15 protein-coding genes are annotated in these 15560 nt (G+C 69.7%); 11 read left to right on the forward strand and 4 right to left on the reverse strand.

Annotated elements, in window-relative coordinates:
* Positions 1 to 54: 54 nt before the first annotated feature.
* On the reverse strand, positions 55 to 726 hold the full coding sequence (rnc, locus tag MHZ35_RS00430; RefSeq protein WP_425336664.1) for a ribonuclease III: 672 nt from the start codon (positions 724 to 726) through the stop codon (positions 55 to 57).
* The gene (lepB, locus tag MHZ35_RS00435; protein ID WP_239433890.1) at positions 723 to 1529 is read right to left on the reverse strand and encodes a signal peptidase I; all 807 of its coding nucleotides are present in this window, start codon (positions 1527 to 1529) and stop codon (positions 723 to 725) included. The genes rnc and lepB overlap by 4 nt, the downstream gene beginning before the upstream one ends.
* A gap of 114 nt (positions 1530 to 1643) precedes the next feature.
* On the opposite strand from lepB, the gene pgi reads away from it, so the two are divergent.
* Complete coding sequence (gene pgi, locus MHZ35_RS00440; protein WP_239433891.1) at positions 1644 to 3143, forward strand: glucose-6-phosphate isomerase; 1500 nt, start codon at positions 1644 to 1646, stop codon at positions 3141 to 3143.
* A 111-nt stretch (positions 3144 to 3254) separates the two neighbouring features.
* On the forward strand, positions 3255 to 4604 hold the full coding sequence (gor, locus tag MHZ35_RS00445) for a glutathione-disulfide reductase (RefSeq protein ID WP_239433892.1): 1350 nt from the start codon (positions 3255 to 3257) through the stop codon (positions 4602 to 4604).
* Positions 4605 to 4757: 153 nt separating this feature from the next.
* Here the strand turns inward: gor and MHZ35_RS00450 are convergent, their stop codons facing one another.
* Positions 4758 to 6041, reverse strand: coding sequence for a dicarboxylate/amino acid:cation symporter (locus MHZ35_RS00450; RefSeq protein WP_239433893.1), 1284 nt, complete (start codon positions 6039 to 6041; stop codon positions 4758 to 4760).
* A 71-nt stretch (positions 6042 to 6112) separates the two neighbouring features.
* Here MHZ35_RS00450 and glmM point away from each other — a divergent pair, with 71 nt between their 5' ends.
* The 7 genes from glmM (at position 6113) to MHZ35_RS00485 (ending at position 12721) form a co-directional block, all read left to right on the forward strand.
* Positions 6113 to 7453, forward strand: a complete 1341-nt coding sequence (gene glmM / locus MHZ35_RS00455; RefSeq protein WP_125959481.1) for a phosphoglucosamine mutase — start codon at positions 6113 to 6115, stop codon at positions 7451 to 7453.
* On the forward strand, positions 7453 to 7677 hold the full coding sequence (locus tag MHZ35_RS00460; protein ID WP_239433894.1) for a DUF1272 domain-containing protein: 225 nt from the start codon (positions 7453 to 7455) through the stop codon (positions 7675 to 7677). Before glmM ends, MHZ35_RS00460 begins: the two co-directional genes overlap by 1 nt.
* The gene (thiD, locus tag MHZ35_RS00465; RefSeq protein ID WP_239433895.1) at positions 7674 to 8867 is read left to right on the forward strand and encodes a bifunctional hydroxymethylpyrimidine kinase/phosphomethylpyrimidine kinase; all 1194 of its coding nucleotides are present in this window, start codon (positions 7674 to 7676) and stop codon (positions 8865 to 8867) included. Before MHZ35_RS00460 ends, thiD begins: the two co-directional genes overlap by 4 nt.
* Complete coding sequence (locus tag MHZ35_RS00470; protein WP_239433896.1) at positions 8860 to 9468, forward strand: ribonuclease HII; 609 nt, start codon at positions 8860 to 8862, stop codon at positions 9466 to 9468. The genes thiD and MHZ35_RS00470 overlap by 8 nt, the downstream gene beginning before the upstream one ends.
* Before the next feature lie 182 nt (positions 9469 to 9650).
* Positions 9651 to 10784, forward strand: coding sequence for a site-specific DNA-methyltransferase (locus tag MHZ35_RS00475; RefSeq protein WP_274615550.1), 1134 nt, complete (start codon positions 9651 to 9653; stop codon positions 10782 to 10784).
* Positions 10785 to 10932: 148 nt separating this feature from the next.
* Positions 10933 to 12033: a dihydropteroate synthase gene (gene folP / locus MHZ35_RS00480; protein ID WP_239433898.1), complete on the forward strand. Its 1101-nt coding sequence runs from the start codon at positions 10933 to 10935 to the stop codon at positions 12031 to 12033.
* Positions 12034 to 12070: 37 nt separating this feature from the next.
* Positions 12071 to 12721, forward strand: coding sequence for a hypothetical protein (locus tag MHZ35_RS00485; RefSeq protein ID WP_239433899.1), 651 nt, complete (start codon positions 12071 to 12073; stop codon positions 12719 to 12721).
* Positions 12722 to 12728: 7 nt separating this feature from the next.
* On the opposite strand, the gene MHZ35_RS00490 is transcribed toward MHZ35_RS00485, so the two are convergent.
* Positions 12729 to 14159, reverse strand: coding sequence for a sigma-54-dependent transcriptional regulator (locus MHZ35_RS00490; protein ID WP_132882881.1), 1431 nt, complete (start codon positions 14157 to 14159; stop codon positions 12729 to 12731).
* Between the two features lie 140 nt (positions 14160 to 14299).
* Here MHZ35_RS00490 and MHZ35_RS00495 point away from each other — a divergent pair, with 140 nt between their 5' ends.
* Together MHZ35_RS00495 and MHZ35_RS00500 are read left to right on the forward strand one after the other, a co-directional pair.
* Positions 14300 to 14425 (forward strand): aa3-type cytochrome c oxidase subunit IV, encoded by a 126-nt coding sequence (locus tag MHZ35_RS00495; protein ID WP_125962140.1) that lies wholly within the window; start codon positions 14300 to 14302, stop codon positions 14423 to 14425.
* Positions 14425 to 15555 carry a Re/Si-specific NAD(P)(+) transhydrogenase subunit alpha gene (locus MHZ35_RS00500; RefSeq protein WP_239433900.1) on the forward strand — a complete coding sequence of 377 codons (1131 nt, stop codon included), beginning with the start codon at positions 14425 to 14427 and terminating at the stop codon, positions 15553 to 15555. Before MHZ35_RS00495 ends, MHZ35_RS00500 begins: the two co-directional genes overlap by 1 nt.
* Positions 15556 to 15560 lie beyond the last annotated feature (5 nt).

The following is a 15560-nucleotide window of genomic DNA, read 5'->3' on the forward strand; positions in this document are numbered from 1 at the left end:
TAAGAGAGAAATCGTGGGCCGCGAAGCCCGGCCGTGCAAGCCACCGCTGTCGCGTCAACGCTCCAGCTGGCGCAACAGCGCCTTGGCGGCGGCGGTTTCCGCCTCCTGCTTGGACGTACCCTGCGCGGACGCCTCGGCGAGCTTGCCGATCGACACCTTGACCGTGAACCGCGGCGCATGGCCGGGTCCGGAGCGATCGACCACCGTATATTCGGGCGGGCGCCGGTCGTTTGCGGCGGCCCATTCCTGAAGCGCGGACTTGGGGTGCTTGGGCGCGCGGACCTGCGTTTCGATGCGATCGGCCCAGATCCGGCGCACGAAGCCGCGCGTCGCCTCCAGCCCCGCCTCCAGGTAGAAGGCGCCGATCAGCGCCTCCATCACGTCCCCCAGCACATTGTCGCTCTGCGTCGCGCCGTCGTCGCGCGCCTGCTTGCCCAGGCGCAGGTGCGGCACCGCGCCCAGTTCGCGTGCCAGTTCGGCGCACACCGCACCCGTCACCAGCGCGTTGATCCGCCGCGACAGCTTGCCCTCGGGCTCGTCGGGGAAACGCTCGAACAGCCACTCCGCCATCAGCAGGCCGAGCACGCGATCGCCCAGGAACTCGAGTCGTTCGTAGCTTTCCCCGGCATGGCTGCCATGCGTCACCGCCCGCTCGAACAGCGGCAGCGGCAGGTCGTCGCGGCCGAAGGTGGCGGCGATCCAGGGGGCGAGCGGGGGCGTGCTCAGAAGCCTTCCCCGATCCGATCAAAGCGCGCGGCGCTGACCCAGGTCCAGGGCAGCAGCCACTGCGCGCTGCCGTCGGTCGACCAGAAGTTGACCACGGCCTTGCCCTCCAGATTTGCCATCGGCACGAAGCCGATGCCCTGGTTGGGCATCGCCGGGAAGCGGCTGTCGGCGCTGTCGTCGCGGTTGTCGCCCATCAGGAAGACATGCCCCGCAGGCACGGTGTAGACGCCGGTGTCGTCGGCGGGCGTCTCCGCCTGGTCGAGCACGCGATAGCGCTTGCCGTTGGGGAGCGTCTCCTCGAACTGCGGATAGCGGCAGATCGGCTTGCCGGCCGCGTCCTCGTCCTGGAACTCGAACTGGCAGCCGAAGTTCGGCGACACCGGCAGCACGAAATCGGCGATACGCTGCTTCGGGATCGGCTTTCCGTTCAAGAACAGCTGGCCGCGCTGCATCTGCACGCGGTCGCCCGGCAGGCCGATCACGCGCTTGACCCAATTGTCCTCGGCGGTCGGCGGTGCCTTGAACACCACCACGTCGCCGCGCTCGGGCGTGCTCGCAAATACGCGGCCGGGGATCAGCGGCAGGCTCCACGGCAGGCTGTGGCGCGAATAGCCGTAGTTCCACTTGGTGATGAACAGATAGTCGCCGACCAGCAACCGCGGGAGCATCGAGCCCGACGGGATGTTGAAGGGCGAGAAGAAGAAGCTGCGGATCACGAACACGAAGATCGCGAGCTTCACGAAAAACAGCACCGTCTCGCGCAGTTCGGAGCGCTGGCGACGGGCGGCGGGTTTGCTGGCCATGGCGCCTGCTGTGCGGGGGACTCCTGCCCACGTCAACCCAGGCTGTTGGGGAGTAGCGGAGCGGCCTGTGCCGCGCTAGGTCGCGCCACGACGACGGCTTGAAGGAGAAAACGCATGACGGACACCGCCTGGCAGGCCGTGGAGGCACTGGCGCCCAAGCGCCTGACCGAGTTGTTCGCAGCCGAGCCGGATCGGCTGGAGGCGCTGACGCTCGACGTCGCCGGTATTCATTTCGACTGGTCCAAGACGCACCTCGACGCAGCCGGGCTCCAGGCGTTCGTGCAGCTGGCCGATGCCGCCGGCCTCGCCGCACGCCGGGACGCGCTGTTCGCGGGCGAGCCGGTCAACGTGACCGAGGGCCGCGCCGCCGAGCATGCGGCCCAGCGCGGCGAAGGCCATCCGGAAAGCGTCGCCCAGGCGCGCGGCTTCCACGCCCGCATGCGCGCGCTGATCGACGCGATCGAAGCCGACGCACTGGGCCCGATCCGGCACGTGCTGCACATCGGCATCGGCGGCTCGGCGCTCGGCCCGGACCTGCTGATGGACGCGCTCGGCCGCGATTCGGACCGCTATGACGTGGCGATCGTCTCCAACGTCGATGGCCTCGCGCTGGAGGAAGCGATCGAGGATTTCGATCCCGATGCAACCCTGCTGGTGATCGCGTCCAAGACCTTCACCACCACCGAGACGATGCTCAATGCAGAGAGCGCGATCGGCTGGATGACCGAGAATGGCGTCGCGGACCCCTATGGCAAGGTGATCGCGCTGACGGCGAACCCCGAGCAGGCGATCGCATGGGGCGTCGACGAGACCCGCGTGCTTCCCTTCTCGGAAAGCGTCGGCGGCCGCTACTCGCTGTGGTCGTCGATCGGCTTCCCGGCCGCGATCGGCCTTGGCTGGGACGTGTTCGAGGAGCTGCTGGAGGGCGCGGCCGAGATGGACCGCCACTTCCGCCTCGCCGAGCCGCTGCGCAACGCGCCGGTGCTCGCGGCCTTTGCCGACCTCTACTACACCCAGGTTCGCCACGCCGAGACCCGCGCCACCTTCGCCTATGACGAGCGGCTGCGGCTGCTGCCCTCCTATCTCCAGCAATTGGAGATGGAGTCGAACGGCAAGCGGGTGACCGCCGACGGCACGCCCGTCACCCGCCCGACCGCACCGATCACCTGGGGCGGCGTCGGCACCGACGCGCAGCATGCGGTGTTCCAGCTGCTCCACCAGGGCACCCACCTGGTGCCGGTCGAGTTCATCGCCGCGATCGAGCCCGGCGATCTGCTGAGCGAAGCGCACCACCGCCAGCTGCTGCTGAATGCGCTGGCCCAGGGCGCGGCGCTGATGGCGGGGCGCGACAACGAGGACCAGGCGCGCGCCTATCCGGGCGACCGCCCGTCGTCGACGCTGCTGCTGGACCAGGTGGACGCCCGCACGCTGGGCGCGCTGATCGCCTTCTACGAGCACCGCACCTTCGTCAGCGCGGCACTGCTGGGCATCAACCCGTTCGACCAGTTCGGCGTCGAGCTCGGCAAGGAAATGGCCAAGGCGGCGGACAAGGGCGGCCAGGCGTTCGACGCGTCCACGACGGACCTGCTCCGCCGCGCCGGTCTCGCCGGCTGATCGACGCAGCCGATCGGCGTGAGGAAGGCATTGCGCCACCCTCACGCCGATCCCGCGTTATAGAGGCAGTTCCTTCGCGCCCACCCGCGCCCCTTTCTGCAGGCGAGCATCATGGCAAACTTCGACTACGACCTCTTCGTCATCGGTGCGGGCTCCGGCGGCGTGCGGGCCGCACGCGTCTCGGCAGCGCATGGCGCCAAGGTGGCGATCGCCGAGGAATATCGGGTCGGCGGCACCTGCGTGATCCGCGGCTGCGTGCCCAAGAAGCTGCTCGTCTACGGCGCGCACTTCGCCGAGGACCTGCGCGATGCCAAGCAGTTCGGCTGGGACGTGCCGGAGCCGTGCGCGTTCAGCTGGCCGCGGCTTCGCGACAATGTGCTGAGTGAGGTCGACCGGATCAACAAGGCCTATACCGCCACGCTCACCAACCATGGCGTCGAGATCATCGGCGAGCGCGCCACCGTCTCAGGTCCCCATTCGGTGACGCTGGCCTCCGGCCGCACGATCACCGCCGGCAAGATCCTGGTGGCGGTCGGCGCGCGCCCGGCGATCCCCGTTTGCCACGGCCATGAGCATGGCATCACCTCCAACGAGGCGTTTCACCTCGACGCGGTGCCCAAGCGCATCCTGATTGCGGGCGCCGGCTATATCGCCAACGAGTTCGCCGGCATCTTCAACGAGTTCGGCAGCAAGGTCACGCTCATCAACCGCAGCGACGTGATCCTGCGCGGCTATGACGAATCGATCCGCGACCGGCTGCTCCAGATCTCGATGCTCAAGGGCATCGACTTCCGCTTCCATGCCGAGTTCGAAGGCATCGAAAAGGGCGAGGACGGCTGCCTCACCGTCACCATGTCGAACCACGAGCCGATCACGGTCGATTGCGTGCTGTTCGCCACCGGCCGCGTTCCCAACACCGAAGGGCTCGGGCTCGAGGCGGCCGGGGTCGAGCTGGACGACAAGGGCGCGATCAAGGTCGACGCGGACAGCAAGTCGAGCTGCGACAGCATCTATGCGGTGGGCGACGTCACCAACCGCGTGCAGCTGACGCCTGTGGCGATCCGCGAGGGGCAGGCGTTCGCCGACACGGTGTTCGGCGGCAAGCCGCACCGCGTCGATTACGAGAACATTCCCGCCGCCGTGTTCAGCCACCCGCCGATGGCCGGCGTCGGCATGACGGAGGCGCAGGCCAAGAACAAGCTCGGCTCGGTGAAGGTCTACCAGTCCGACTTCCGCCCGATGAAGAACGTGCTCGCCGGCCGCAACGAGCGCGCGCTCTACAAGATGATCTGCGAGAGCGAGACTGGCCGGGTCGTGGGGCTGCACATGATCGGCCCGGACTCGCCCGAGATCCTGCAGGCCGCTGCGATCGCGGTGAAGGCGGGCCTCACCAAGGACGACTTCGACCAGACGGTGGCGCTCCACCCGAGCATGGCCGAGGAACTGGTGCTGATGCGCTGAGGCAGACCAGGAACTCTGCCTCGAACGAACGCGCGATGCCGTATTCCCGCGCAGGCGGGAATCCAGGGCCAAGCAGAGCAACGCAGGCGAGCATTTAGAAACCCTGGGCTCCCGCTTTCGCGGGAGCACGGGAAGGATGAGCGGGTCCGTGCTCTACCGAGCCGGCACCTCATCCCCCGCGAGCACGGCGTCCGACCCGGACCGCGCAGCACCGCCCGCGACCCTCTCGGAGATGACGCTGGTCACCGCCAGGTTCATGGTCACGTTACCGAGCGTGCGGACCAGGTCGGGGAAGGTCTCGACCGCCACCAGCAGCGCGAGCGGCTCGACGGGCACGCCCATGGCGATGCCGATCGGCGCGATCGACGAGACGAAGCTGATCTGGCCCGGCAGGCTCGCCGCACCCATGGTCGTGATCGCGCCGGCAGCGATGCCGGCCGCGATCTGCCCGGCGCCCAGGTGCACGCCGAAGACATGCGCGACATAGACCGCGACCGCGACGTTCATCGCCGGCCCGGTCGCGCGGAACAGCGCCACCGCCATCGGCAGCACCACGCCGGAGGTGGCGACGGGCACCCCCGCCTCCTCGGATCCGCGCAGCATCGCCGGCAGCGAGGCGAGCGAAGACTGGGTGCTGATCGCCACCGCCTGGGCCGGCGCGGTCGCGCGCAGGAAGCGGCCGAGGGACACGCGTCCGCCGAGCATCGCCAGCGGATAGGCGAGCAGCCACACCACCATGCCGACCGCCATCACGATCAGCACATAGTGCACCAGCGCCCCGAAGGCGGCCGTACCCGCCCGCGCGCCGACGACATAGCCGAGCGCGAACACGCCGACAGGCCCGAGCCACAGCACCCAGCGGATCACGATCAGCATCGTGTCGGCGAGCCCCTGGAACAGCCGCACCAGCAACTGCCGGGATTCACCCGAAAGCCGGGTGAGCGCAAAGGCGAACACCAGGGTGAACAGGATCAGGGGCAGGAACTGGTCGTTCGCCGCGGCTGCGATCGGGTTGGTCGGCACGATCGCGACCAGGAACTGGGTGAAGGGCGGAACCTCCGCCGTGGGCCCCGCCTGGCCGAAGGTCCCGCGCAGGGCGCCGGCTGCCGTGTCCGACAGCGGAAACCAGTCGAGCAGCCCCAGGGTGACGCCTGCGCCCAATGCCGAGGAGGTCCAGAGGATCACGACGAACAACAGGATCGATCGGGTCGCGATCCGGCCGGCGCGCGCGGCTTCCGCGGTCTGGGCGACGCCGGTCACCAGCAGCGCGACCACCAGCGGGACGATCGTCATGCGCAGCGCGTTGAGCCAGGCGGTGCCGATCGGCTCCGCCCAGGCGATGCCTGCGACCGCGGTGCCGGGCGCCTGGGCGGCGAGGATCACCCCCAGCGCCAGCCCCGCCACCAGTCCGGTCAGAATACGCGCCGCTTGCGACATGCTCGCCCTTCGTCAAAACGCGCGCTATCCACGCCGATCACGAGCGGCACAACCTGAGGGCAGCTGAGCCGATGGCAAGAAAATATTTCGGCACCGACGGCATTCGCGGCGCCACCAACCAGTCGCCGATGACCGCCGAGATGGCGATGAAGGTCGGCATGGCCGCCGGCGCGCACTTCCGCCGGGGCGACCACCGCCACCGCGTGGTGATCGGCAAGGACACGCGCCTGTCGGGCTATATGCTCGAAAACGCCATGGTCGCCGGCTTCACCTCGGTCGGCATGGACGTGGTGCTGGTGGGGCCGATGCCGACGCCGGCGGTGGCGATGCTCACCACCTCGATGCGCGCCGACCTGGGCGTGATGATCTCGGCGAGCCACAACCCCTACGCGGACAATGGCATCAAGCTGTTCGGCCCGGACGGCTTCAAGCTTTCCGATGCCGACGAGGCGGCGATCGAGGCGCTGATCGACGGGCAGGTCCCGCTCGCACCTTCGGCCGAGATCGGCCGCGCCCGCCGGGTCGAGGACGCACGGGGCCGCTACATCCACTTCGCCAAGTCCACTTTCCCCGAGGAACTGCGCCTGGACGGGCTGAAGGTCGTGGTCGATTGCGCCAATGGCGCCGCCTATCAGGTCGCCCCTTCCGCGCTGTGGGAGCTAGGGGCCGAGGTGGTGGCGATCGGCGTCACCCCCAATGGCAAGAACATCAACGACGGCGTCGGCTCGACCGCACCCGCCACGCTCAGCGAAACCGTCATCGGGTCCGGCGCCGCAATCGGCATCGCGCTCGACGGTGACGCCGACCGGCTGATCGTGGTCGACGAGACCGGTCGGGTGATCGACGGCGACCAGCTGATGGCCACCATCGCCGCGGGCTGGGCACGCCAGGGCCGGCTGAAGGGCGGCGGCCTCGTCACCACCGTCATGTCCAACCTCGGCCTCGAACGCCATCTCGCCGCGCAAGGGCTCGGCATGGTGCGCACCAAGGTCGGCGACCGCCACGTGCTCGAGAAGATGCGCGCGTCCGGCTATAATGTCGGCGGCGAACAGTCGGGCCACATCATCCTGTCCGACTATGCGACCACCGGCGACGGGTTGGTCGCAGCCCTCCAGGTGCTCGCCGAAGTCACCCGCGCCGGCGCCCCGGCAAGCGAGGTGCTGCACCGCTTCGATCCGCTGCCCCAGCTGCTGCGCAACGTCCGCTTCGCGGGCGGCAAGCCGCTGGAGGATGCGCGCGTCACCGACATCATCACCGCAGCCGAGGCCGAACTGGCCGGCCGCGGCCGGCTGGTCATCCGCCCGTCGGGCACCGAGCCGGTGATCCGGGTGATGGCCGAGGGCGACGATCGCGCGCAGGTGGAAGCGGTGGTGACCCGCATCTGCGACGCCGTGCAGAAGGCGGCCGCCTGATGCTGGAGATGCGGCCCGATTGCGAGCGCTGCGGCACCGACCTGCCTGCCGACCAGGGCGGCGCGTTCATCTGCTCGTCCGAATGCACCTTCTGCGCGGAATGCGCAGACGACCTGGACGAGCAGTGCCCCAATTGCGGCGGGGAGCTGCTCGACCGGCCCGCCCGCGTGGGCAAGGCGCTGAGGGACCATCCCGCCTCCACCGAGCGGCGGTACGCGGCGTGACGATCCCCCGCATCCTGATCGTCGCCGGATCCGATTCGGGCGGTGGCGCCGGCATCCAGGCGGACCTCAAGACCGTCACCATGCTCGGCGGCCACGGCATGACCGCGATCACCGCGATCACCGCCCAGAACACGCTGGGCGTCGACGGCGTCCACCCGATCCCGACCGACATGGTGCTGGCGCAGATCGATTCGGTCGTCTCCGACATTGGCGTCGACGCGGTGAAGATCGGCATGATCGGCTCGGCCCGCACCGCACTCGCGCTTGCGGAACGGCTCGAACAGCTCCCCGGCGTGCCGGTGGTGCTCGATCCCGTGATGGTGGCGAGCAGCGGCGCTCGACTGGCGGACACCGCCACCATCGCCGCGTTCGAGCGGCTGATGGACCGGGCGACCGTGGTCACGCCCAACATCCCGGAACTCGAGGCATTCGCCGGTGCGGCCCTCCCGACGGTCGAGGCCCGGGCGGAGGCCGCGCGCCGGCTCGCGGCCGCCCACGGCTGCGCCGTGCTGGCCAAGGGCGGCCATGACGACGGGCCTACGGTGATCGACCGGCTCTATCCGGCAGAAAGCGGCGCCCCGCCCGTGCTCGAATGGAGCGATCCCCGCATCGACAGCACCGCGACGCACGGCACCGGCTGCACCCTCTCCACCGCCATCGCCTGCGGCCTCGCCGGTGAGTGGAACCTCGCCGAGGCGATCGCCCGCGCCCGGCGCTTCGTGCGGATCGCAATGCTGGGAGCCGAACCGCTCGGCGACGGCCACGGGCCCATGGGGCAGCAGGGCGTGCGGCTCGACCTCAATGCCAGCCGATGGTCGCCGATGCTCAACCAGGTGACGGTGCCCGCGACCGACCTCGCCGCAAGCGAGCGCTTCTACCGGATGCTCGGCCTGCGCCAGATCGTCCGTTCCAGCCGCCGCTATGCGCGCTTCGAGAGTGAGGGCGGCGTGACCTTCTCGATCGAAATGGCCGAGGGCACCGACCGCCCGACCGTGTATTTCGAGGTCGGCGACCTCGACATCGCGGTCCGCTACCTGCGCCAGCAGGGCGTCGCCTTCACCCAGGAACCGGTCGAGCAGCCCTGGGGCTGGCGCGAGGCGCGCCTCACCGATCCCGCGGGCAATGCCGTTTGTCTCTACCAGGCTGGCGAGATGCGGCGGTTTCCGCCATGGCGCATCGCAAATGCCTGATTACTCTCATGAACGCCTGCACCCCGGCCCCGTCGCGGGCGTGGACGAGGCCGGCCGTGGCCCGCTTGCCGGCCCGGTTGTCGCTGCCGCGGTGGTGCTCGACCCCGACTGCATTCCCGATGGCATCGACGATTCCAAGGCGCTGACGGCGCTGCGCCGCGAACGGCTGTGTGCGGAGATCCTCGCCTGCGCCAAGGTCGGCATCGGCATCGCCAGCGTCGAAGAGATCGACCAGATCAACATCTTCTGGGCCACCATGCTCGCCATGCACCGCGCCGTGGACGCGCTGGGGGTGGCGCCCGGCATGGTGCTGGTCGACGGCAACCGCTGCCCCGACTGGCCCCACCCCTCGCGCGCGCTGGTCGGCGGCGATGCGCTGTGCCTGTCGATCGCGGCCGCCTCGATCGTCGCCAAGCACCACCGCGACATGATCATGATCGAGGCCGACGCCCGTCATCCCGGCTATGGCTGGGCCTCCAACAAGGGCTATTCGGCCAAGGCGCATCTGGAGGCGCTCAAGTCGCTCGGCCCCACGCCGCTGCACCGCCGTTCGTTCGCGCCGGTCGCGCAAGCGTGGCTGCCGCTGGAAACCGTCGGCTGAGTCCTTTGCGCCACACCCACCAGTGGTGGGGCGTGGCAGCGGGTACAGACTCAATATCTTCGGTCCGGGCGCATTGCCGCGCATCTCCGCGGAATCGCGGGGGAATCTGGTAAATAAATGTTTGCTTGACCCGACTCCGCCGATCCGCAGGAGTGTGGGCAACAACAAGGGGGCGTGAATCGATGGGGGTGCTGGAGAAGGTGCGGACGCGGTCGCCGAAGACGGCGATGGCGGAACCGCGCGCGGCGCTGCCGCTCGACACCATCCTGCAAGGCGACTGCATCGCGCACATGCGCGCACTGCCGACCGCATCCGTCGACATGATCTTCGCCGACCCGCCCTACAACCTCCAGCTCGGCGGCGACCTCAACCGCCCGGACGGCAGCCATGTCGACGCCGTCACCGACGAATGGGACAAGTTCGATTCATTCGCGAGCTACGACCGCTTCACGAAGGACTGGCTGGCCGAGGCGCGCCGCATCCTGAAGCCGGACGGCACCATCTGGGTGATCGGCAGCTACCACAACATCTTCCGCGTCGGCGCGACGATCCAGGACCTGGGCTTCTGGATCCTCAACGACATCGTCTGGCGCAAGGCCAACCCGATGCCGAACTTCCGCGGCACCCGCTTCACCAACGCGCACGAGACGCTGATCTGGGCGTCGATGGGCGAGAAGTCGAAGTACACCTTCAACTATCGCAGCATGAAGACCTTGAACGACGAGCTGCAGATGCGCTCCGACTGGGAATTCCCGATCTGCGGTGGGCCGGAGCGGCTGAAGAAGGACGGGCACAAGGTCCATCCGACCCAGAAGCCGGAGGCGCTGCTCTATCGCGTGCTGCTGGCCGCCACCCATCCCGGTGACGTCGTGCTCGACCCCTTCTTCGGCACCGGCACCACCGGCGCCGTCGCCAAGCGGCTGGGCCGCCGCTGGATCGGCATCGAGCGCGAGGGCGTGTACATCGATGCCGCCACCCAGCGCATCGCCGAGGCGCTGCCGCTCGACGAATCGTCGCTGCGTACGATGCAGGCACCCAAGGGCACGCCGCGCGTCGCCTTCGGCACGCTGGTCGAAAACGGCATGGTGGCACCGGGCATGGTGCTGACCGACGCCAAGCGCCGCTTCCAGGCGGTGGTGCGCGCCGACGGCTCGCTCGCCTGCGGCGTCGAGACGGGCTCGATCCACAAGCTCGGTGCCACGCTCCAGGGCGCGCCGTCCTGCAACGGCTGGACCTTCTGGCATCACGAGAGCGAGGGTCGCCTCCAGGCGATCGACACGCTGCGGCAGACGTACCTGCTGGCAACGCAGCCTTAAGGCCAGCGACGTTCCATAGAACCGTGCTCCTGCGCAGGCAGGAGCCCAGGGCCACGAACGCCGGCGGTTGCCGCTCTAGGCTCCTGCCTCCGCAGGAGCACGGCCTTCCGCCGGTTGCGACAGACGCGAGCCTGCGCGAAAGCAGGCCATGACCGTCCCTCCGATCGCCCCCGATGCCCGCCTCCACCTCCGACCCGTCCAGCTGATCGACACGCCCGTGGCGCTCGACGGCGAGGCCGAACGGCTGGCGGGCGGCATGCAGTGGTTCGCTGCCTATGAACTGCTCGCCCCCGGCCTCCGAGCGACCGTTCCGCTATCCGATTTCCCCCGGCTGCTCGAGAGCGTATCGAGCACCCAGGCCGATCGACTGCAGACCCTACACGCCCGCATCACCGCGCACCGTGCCCCGATCGCCTGTGGCGAGCGCGTGCTGCGCCTGGACCAGCCGCTGGTCGCCGGCATCCTCAACTGCACGCCCGACAGCTTCTCCGACGGCGGCCGCAACGGCAGCGACCCGGAAACGATCGCCGCCACCGGCCACCGCATGGCGGAGGCAGGCGCCGCGCTGATCGACGTCGGCGGCGAATCGACCCGCCCCGGCGCCGCCACCGTCTGGGAAGGCGACGAGATCGCCCGCGTCGTGCCGGTGATCGAGCGCCTGGCCGCAAGCGGCACGCCTGTCTCGATCGACACGCGCAAGGCCGCCGTCATGGAGGCGGCGCTGGCGGCAGGCGCGCACATCGTCAACGACGTCGCCGCCCTGCTGTTCGACCCGCGCGCGCTGGAGGTGGTGGCCCACGCCGGTTCCCCGGTGGTGCTGATGCACTCGCCCGACCCGGCAACCGGTGGCCATGCCCGCCCGGCATATCGCAACGTGCTCACCGACGTATTCGACTGGCTGGACGAGCGGATCGAGGCGGTGGTCGCCGGGGGCGTCAACCGTGCCAACATCCTCGTCGATCCCGGCATCGGCTTCGGCAAGTCGCTTGCCGAAAACCTCGCGCTCCTGAACGAGCTCGCGATCTTCCACGGCCTCGGCTGCCCGATCCTGCTCGGTGCCAGTCGCAAGCGGCTGATCGGTGCGCTTGCGAACGAGGCGCCGGCAGACCAGCGGCTGGGGGGCTCGCTCACGCTGGCGCTGAAAGGCGCGGACATGGGCGCGCAGCTGATCCGCGTCCACGACGTGCCGGAAACGGTGCAGGCGCTGCGGGTGTGGCGCGGCCTGCGCGACACGGCGCTCGCAGGTTGAGGATGGAGCCATCGCCCCCGCCCACCGTTACTCCCCCATGCGGACCTTCCTTCCCCTGCTGGCGCTGACCTGCCTGTGTGCGTGCGGCGGCGACCAGACGCCCGAGGAGGCGGCGCCCAACGCCGCCGTCGCTGAGGAAACCCCTGCACCGACCCCAGCTCCCCCGGCACCTGCGACGCCCGTGCCGAGCAGCGACGCGCCGACGCCCACGCCAGCCGCAACCGCGACTTCGTCCACCGCGGGCCGCGTGTCGCGCTACACCAGCCTCTCCGACTGCCGGGTGCTACGCTCGGCCCCGGACGAGGCGGGTTTTTCCGAATCGAGCTGCCCTGGCCTCGGCGACTATCGGCTGAAGCTGGTCGAAGCCGACGGGCGCCAGAACCTCCTGCTCGTCTCGGGCGGGCGCGAGCATAACCTGCGCCTCTCGTCCGTCACCAGCGGCGGCTTCAGCGAGCTGGGCAAGCGGATCGAATGGCGTGGGCGCGAGCAGGACGGCAGCTTCCGCCCCGATGCGCTGATCCTGCGCTACGACGTGGTCGAGAACTTCGACCAGCCAACCAGGCCGACCTCCTACCTGCTGCCGGTGTCGCTGGAGCGTACGCCCTGCCTGTCCGCCAAGATTCGTCCCGGCGCCGACCAGAACGACCGCGCCCGCGCCGCCGCGGACGGCCCCGGAAAATGCCTCTGAACGGGCGTCAGGCGGCGCTCTGGTCGATCCCCAGTTCGCCCAGCTTGCGATAGAGCGTCGAGCGACCGATGCCGAGGCGGCGGGCGACTTCGCTCATGCGCCCCCGATAATGGCCGATCGCCAGCCGGATCACATCGGCCTCGATCTCGTCGAGCGCGCGCAGGTTGCCGTCGGGCCGGAACAGCGTCACCCCTGCCTCGGTCGGGCGCACCGGCGCGGGGCGACGGATCGTCTCCTCGTCGGATAGCTGGGCGATCTGCGGGAAATCGGCACGCGTCAGCGCATCGCCCTCGCACAGCACCGCCGCGCGGAAGAGCGCGTTCTGGAGCTGCCGCACGTTGCCCGGCCAGTCGTAGCCGGCAAGCAGCGCCAGCGCGTCGTCGGTGATGCCAAGCTGCCGCAGCCCCGGCTGCCGTCCGATCCGCGCCAGCAGGTGGCGGGCAAGCGGGGCCACGTCGCCCGGACGCTCGCGCAGGGGCGGGATCGTCAGCTGGACGACGTTGAGGCGGTAATAGAGATCCTCCCGGAAGCGTTCGGCCTCCACCTCGTCGGCGAGCGTGCGGTTGGTCGCCGCGATCACGCGCACGTCGACGCTGCGCGCATAGGATGCGCCGATCGGTCGCACCTCCCCTGACACGATCGCGTCGAGCAGCTTCGCCTGCACCGCGAGCGGCATTTCGCCGACCTCGTCCAGGAACAGCGTGCTGCCGTCCGCCTCCTCGAATCGCCCGATGCGGCGTTCGAAGGCGCCGGGGAAGGCGCCCTTCTCGTGTCCGAACAGCGCGCTTTCGATCTGGTTGGCCGGGATTGCGCCGCAGTTGAAGTGCACCATCTGGCGGCGCGCGCGCGGCGACGCGGCGTGGATCGCCTCTGCCAGCACTTCCTTGCCGACGCCGCTCTCGCCCTCGACCAGCACCGGCACGCGTGCGCGCGCGGCCTTAGCCGCGATCGCGAGTGCCGCGCGGAACTGGGGAGCCGACCCCACGACCTCGTCGAAGGCGAGCGGCATGGAGAGCTTTTCGGCAAGCGGCCGGAGTTCGCCCGTGTCGCCGGCGCCCGCCGCCGCGTCGAGGGCGGAGAGCAGCCGTTCGGGGACGAGCGGCTTGACCAGGAAGTCGCTGGCGCCCGCCCGCATCGCGGCCACCGCCTGCGCGACCGAGCCATCGGCAGTCAGCATCAGCAGGGGTAGCGCCGGCCGGTTGCGGCGCAGCGCCGCAATCAGGCCGGCGAGTTCCGTTTCCGTATCCGGGAATCGATGGTCGAGCAGGATCGCATCGAGCGCCAGCCCTTCCGGCGTTGCGAGCGTCTCCAGGGCCGAATCGACATCGTCCGCAAAGATCGTCCGCCAGCTGCGCCGCGCGGCGATCACCGAGATCAGGCGGCGCTGCGCAGGGTCGTCGTCAATCACCATCAGCAGGCGCTGGCCATTGCGCGTCATTCCCGACTCCCCAAGTCTCGTCGCGCCGTGGCTATAGCACGACGGTAAAGGCCCGCTTAAGCCCGCCGGTTGGCAGGGGTTGGCGGTTCCCGGCGGCGAAGCTAAGCTCCGTCCAACAGCAGACGACAGGGGATCCGAGGATGGCCGGCAATGGTGACCTGAGCGCGCACAAGGACACGTACAACGGATTCCTCACGCTGGTGAAATGGGGAACGATCATCGTACTCCTGCTCGCCGCGCTGGTCGTCTGGCTGATCGCCGCCTGATGAAGATCGCCGTCCTGTCCGAAGCCGCTCCGGACGAGCGGCGGGTCTCCGCCACGGCCGAGACGGTCAAGAAGTTCGTCCAGCTGGGCGCCCGCGTCGCGGTGGAGGCGGGCGCCGGGCGTTCGGCCTCGGTCGCCGACGCGGACTATGCCGCCGCGGGGGCGACCCTCGGCAGCCGCGCCGAAGTGCTGGCCGATGCCGATGTCGTGCTGGCGGTGCAGGGCCCGGCGCCCGAGTCGCTCACGGGCATCAAGCCGGGCGCATGGCTGGTCGCCGGCCTCAATCCCTTTGGCGAGCGCGCGCGGGTCCACGGCTATGCCGCGCTCGGGATCGAGGCGCTGGCGATGGAGTGGATGCCCCGCATCACCCGCGCCCAGTCGATGGACATCCTCTCCTCGCAATCGAACCTCGCCGGCTACAAGGCGGTGATCGATGCGGCCGCGGCGTACGGCCGTGCCTTTCCGATGATGATGACGGCGGCAGGCACCGTCTCGGCCGCGCGCGTCTTCGTGATGGGCGTGGGCGTCGCGGGTCTCCAGGCGATCGCCACCGCCCGGCGCCTGGGTGCGCAGGTCTCCGCCACCGACGTGCGCTCGGCGACGAAGGAGCAGATCCAGTCGCTCGGCGCCAAGCCGATCTTCGTGGAGAATGTCGCCGGCATCGAGGGCGAAGGTTCGGGCGGCTATGCCACCGAGATGTCGCCCGAGTATCAGATGGCGCAGGCCGAACTCGTCTCCAGCCACCTCGCCAAGCAGGACGTGGTCATCACCACCGCCCTGATCCCGGGCCGCCCGGCACCGCGGCTGATCAACGATGCGCAGCTCCAGACGATGCGCCCGGGCAGCATCGTCGTGGACCTCGCCGTCGAGCAGGGCGGCAATGTCGAGGGCGCGGTCGCCGGCGAGGTGGTGGAGCGCCACGGCGTGCGCATCCTCGGCCACCGCAACGTGCCGAGCCGCCTTGCCGCCGACGCCTCGGCGCTGTTCGCCCGCAACCTCTACAACTTCCTCTCCGCCTATTGGGACAAGGAAGCGGGCCGCCCGGTGCTCCCGGACGAGGACGAGGTCACCCAGGGCATCCGCCTGACCCGCGGGGGCGCCGTGGTGCACCCCCGGCTGCTCCAGGCCTGACGCCC

The organism is Sphingomonas sp. ACRSK (assembly GCF_022346685.1).
GTDB lineage: Bacteria > Pseudomonadota > Alphaproteobacteria > Sphingomonadales > Sphingomonadaceae > Sphingomonas > Sphingomonas molluscorum.

Coding starts and splice junctions, on each gene's coding strand:
- lepB (WP_239433890.1), bottom strand. CDS start 1,529: ATGGCCAGCAAACCCGCCGCCCGTCGCCAGCGCTCCGAACTGCGCGAG.
- pgi (WP_239433891.1), top strand. CDS start 1,644: ATGACGGACACCGCCTGGCAGGCCGTGGAGGCACTGGCGCCCAAGCGC.
- gor (WP_239433892.1), top strand. CDS start 3,255: ATGGCAAACTTCGACTACGACCTCTTCGTCATCGGTGCGGGCTCCGGC.
- MHZ35_RS00450 (WP_239433893.1), bottom strand. CDS start 6,041: ATGTCGCAAGCGGCGCGTATTCTGACCGGACTGGTGGCGGGGCTGGCG.
- glmM (WP_125959481.1), top strand. CDS start 6,113: ATGGCAAGAAAATATTTCGGCACCGACGGCATTCGCGGCGCCACCAAC.
- MHZ35_RS00460 (WP_239433894.1), top strand. CDS start 7,453: ATGCTGGAGATGCGGCCCGATTGCGAGCGCTGCGGCACCGACCTGCCT.
- MHZ35_RS00470 (WP_239433896.1), top strand. CDS start 8,860: ATGCCTGATTACTCTCATGAACGCCTGCACCCCGGCCCCGTCGCGGGC.
- MHZ35_RS00475 (WP_274615550.1), top strand. CDS start 9,651: ATGGGGGTGCTGGAGAAGGTGCGGACGCGGTCGCCGAAGACGGCGATG.
- folP (WP_239433898.1), top strand. CDS start 10,933: ATGACCGTCCCTCCGATCGCCCCCGATGCCCGCCTCCACCTCCGACCC.
- MHZ35_RS00485 (WP_239433899.1), top strand. CDS start 12,071: ATGCGGACCTTCCTTCCCCTGCTGGCGCTGACCTGCCTGTGTGCGTGC.
- MHZ35_RS00490 (WP_132882881.1), bottom strand. CDS start 14,159: ATGACGCGCAATGGCCAGCGCCTGCTGATGGTGATTGACGACGACCCT.
- MHZ35_RS00495 (WP_125962140.1), top strand. CDS start 14,300: ATGGCCGGCAATGGTGACCTGAGCGCGCACAAGGACACGTACAACGGA.
- MHZ35_RS00500 (WP_239433900.1), top strand. CDS start 14,425: ATGAAGATCGCCGTCCTGTCCGAAGCCGCTCCGGACGAGCGGCGGGTC.